Origin of the sequence: Acinetobacter sp. YH12063 (genome assembly GCF_013419715.1) — a bacterium.
In the GTDB taxonomy this organism is placed as follows: domain Bacteria; phylum Pseudomonadota; class Gammaproteobacteria; order Pseudomonadales; family Moraxellaceae; genus Acinetobacter; species Acinetobacter amyesii.
This window is the reverse complement of record NZ_VOZO01000050.1, coordinates 1-1,149: the sequence shown is the minus strand read 5'-3', so window position 1 is coordinate 1,149 and position 1,149 is coordinate 1. Positions and strand designations below refer to the sequence as shown.

Here is a 1,149-nt window from a genome sequence, read left to right as displayed (position 1 = left end):
ACGATTGGTAAGAATCCACAACAAGTTGTTCTTCATGACGATGTATCTGAGGGTCTGTAGCTCAGTTGGTTAGAGCACACGCTTGATAAGCGTGGGGTCACAAGTTCAAGTCTTGTCAGACCCACCACTACTGACGAAGTACGGAAAATCAGAAACATTGACTTATTGATAAGCTGGGGACTTAGCTTAGTTGGTAGAGCGCCTGCTTTGCACGCAGGAGGTCAGGAGTTCGACTCTCCTAGTCTCCACCATACATTGCTACGCAATGTATAAAGAACGAAGCTAAAATAAACAATCAAACGATTGTTAGCTTAGTCCTTAAGCGATCAAGTGTTTAGGTTATAGAGCTTAGCAACAAAGTGGCGTATGATTCGCTTCATTGTTATTAAGCTCTGTGATTTATCACAGTTTCCTGACCTGACGAAGGCTGGAAAAATCATTAACAGAATATATTTGAGTTGAAATAATTTGTTCATACTCGTTTGATTTAACCTAACAAGCAATTGTGAAAGTTGAATGAAATGAGTTACTAGCGAAATTAACTGAATCAAGCGTTTTGGTATATGAATCTAATTGAAGCTGTACTGTAGTTAAATCTACGAAACGCCAACTGTATGAGTAAGTCGCAAGACGAACTCTGTTGCTTATCCTACTTGTAAGGATAAACGACTGTTTGGGGTTGTATAGTCAAGTAATTAAGTGCATGTGGTGGATGCCTTGGCAGTCAGAGGCGATGAAAGACGTAATAGCCTGCGATAAGCTCCGGGGAGGCGGCAAATATCCTGTGATCCGGAGATTTCTGAATGGGGAAACCCACCCGCTATAAGGCGGGTATCATAAACTGAATACATAGGTTTATGAGGCGAACGAGGGGAAGTGAAACATCTCAGTACCCTTAGGAAAAGAAATCAATTGAGATTCCCTCAGTAGCGGCGAGCGAACGGGGAAAAGCCCATTAAGTTATCTAAGCTTTAGTGGAACGCTCTGGGAAGTGCGACCATAGTAGGTGATAGTCCTGTACACGAAAGGGCTTAGATAATGATGTCGAGTAGGGCGAGGCACGTGAAACCTTGTCTGAATATGGGGGGACCATCCTCCAAGGCTAAATACTCCTGACTGACCGATAGTGAACCAGTACCGTGAGGGAAA

At 43.1% G+C, this 1,149-nt stretch carries 2 tRNA genes and 1 rRNA gene; all 3 read left to right on the top strand.

Annotated elements, in window-relative coordinates:
- Nucleotides 1-50: 50 nt before the first annotated feature.
- Nucleotides 51-127 (top strand) — tRNA-Ile (locus FTU12_RS16330).
- Between the two features lie 48 nt (nucleotides 128-175).
- Nucleotides 176-251: transfer RNA gene (locus tag FTU12_RS16325), tRNA-Ala, on the top strand.
- Between the two features lie 434 nt (nucleotides 252-685).
- Nucleotides 686-1,149, top strand: a 23S ribosomal RNA gene (locus tag FTU12_RS16320); the annotation flags it as partial.